The sequence below is a fragment of the Microbacterium sp. Bi128 genome (genome assembly GCF_918698205.1).
In genome coordinates, this window is record NZ_CAKKMM010001343.1 from 1 (window position 1) to 1,389 (window position 1,389).

Genomic DNA, 1,389 nt, shown 5'->3' on the forward strand with positions numbered 1-1,389 from the left:
CGCTTCGGCCGCGCTCAGCGCGGCGCCGGTCAGCAGCGACAGCAAGCGCAAGCGCAGCGGGTGCGCGGTCGCCCTCAGGTCGTCCAGTCGTGACATCCCGCCATCGTGCCCGCGTGGGCGCCGACCGTCAAATGACTCTTTGGGGGTCGTGGCATCCCCTCGGTTGTTTCGGCCCTGCCTCACCGCGGCCCCGAGCGCAATCCCTCCGTGTGCGCGCGGGGCCGGTGGGACCCTGGTCGCCCCGAACACCAGAAAGGACTGGGACCATGTCCGACTCCACTGCCTCCACTGCCTCCACCGACCCGTTCGCCAACGCCGCAGGACCCGAAGCCCACTCGATCACCGACTGGACCGACCTCGGTCGCGAGATGTGGTCCTACCTCACCGGCCGCGGCGCCGCGGTCAACTACACCTTCGTCGACATGAGCGTCGAGGTGCCGCGCGACATCGGCCCCGACGCGCCCCGTGCCACGTGGAAGCTCAACGGCACCCTCCGCGTCACCACCAGCGACGACACCGCGCCGGGCTCCGACCCGCACCGCGGCAACTGAGAGCGGGCGCCCTCATGGTGCGCCTCGACATCGACCTCGCCTTCTCGGAAGAAGAGACCGGGTCGGATGCCACACTCCCGCCGTTCGAGGGAACGATCACGGCGGCCGGATCCGAGGTGCGCGTGACGATCAGCGACCCGTCACGTCTGCCCGGGAACGGACGCCGAACGCTCACCGAGCTGTCGACGGTCGCGGATGCCCTCGCCGCGCGCGGGATCTCGGTGTGCGTGGAGGGCCCGGACGGCCCGATCGTGCACCTCGGCGATGTCAAGAGCAGCCTGCTGCAGCGCGTCGTCACCGGTTCGCCGCACATCCGGCTCGGATCCGTGGGTGCCGTCGCGCCGCTGCTGACGCGACGCAACGCCGGACAGGCGCTGCGCTTCCCCGTGCCGCCGGGGACGCCGCTGCCGCTCGTGCCGACCGTGAACCGCGTCGTGCGTCGCCGGATCACGACGACCCACTACACGCCCGGGTCGGGCCGTCCGCGCCTGATCTTCGCGATCGGGACGGGCGACTGGGACGGCAAGCCCCCGCGCGAGTTCGACCTGCTGCCCGAGAAGACCGTGATCGGGTCCGGCGACGATGCCGACCTGCGGCTGCCCGGCCTCGCGCCGGTGCATGCCGAGATCCGCCACGAGGGCGACGACGAGTACGTGCTGTACGGCTTCGACGTCGTCGGCGGCGGTGGCTCCGCGGTCGAGGGACGCCGCGGCAACGGCCGCATCCTCCGCACGGGGGCGCGTATCGAGCTCGGCGACTGGCGCCTGGCGTACTTCCGCGCCGAGTGGGCCGACCACGGCCGTCCCTACGGTGGCCGCATCGGCGGCGAGCTCTCGCG

At 72.2% G+C, this 1,389-nt stretch carries 2 protein-coding genes; both read left to right on the plus strand.

Annotated features, from left to right (window positions below):
• Positions 1-266 precede the first annotated feature (266 nt).
• On the plus strand, positions 267-551 hold the full coding sequence (locus LQV45_RS32595; RefSeq protein ID WP_230011717.1) for a hypothetical protein: 285 nt from the start codon (positions 267-269) through the stop codon (positions 549-551).
• A gap of 14 nt (positions 552-565) precedes the next feature.
• On the plus strand, positions 566-1,389 hold an 824-nt coding region (locus tag LQV45_RS32600; RefSeq protein WP_230011718.1), incomplete at its 3' end, for an FHA domain-containing protein.